The 255-nt window shown below is 57.6% G+C and carries 1 pseudogene; it reads left to right on the top strand.

From position 1 onward, the window contains the following. Window positions 1-61 precede the first annotated feature (61 nt). A pseudogene (locus SB786_RS36940) lies at window positions 62-255 on the top strand (hypothetical protein); the annotation flags it as partial.

Here is a 255-nt window from a genome sequence, read left to right as displayed (position 1 = left end):
CGAGTCAGCGCTTCAAACGCTGCTCGATCACGTTCAACATTCGCGCACAAGCAACGAATCCGTGGGTCAGCTCTTCGTGAGAGATCTGACGGAAGATCCGGTTGTCGTTGAACTTGCGACCGTTCTGGTGCCCACACGGGCTGCGTGGGCTCGTGTCGTCTTTGACACAGATCGGGCGATGACCGAGCGCGAAGTGCTTTTCGAGAAGGGGCTGCATTGCATAGGGCTCTGGCACACACATCCTGAGCCATCACC

Source organism: Burkholderia sp. SIMBA_062 (assembly GCF_046534765.1).
In the GTDB taxonomy this organism is placed as follows: Bacteria; Pseudomonadota; Gammaproteobacteria; order Burkholderiales; family Burkholderiaceae; genus Burkholderia; species Burkholderia ambifaria.
Note: the sequence above shows the minus strand (reverse complement) of the source record. Positions and strands in the feature narration are given on the sequence as shown.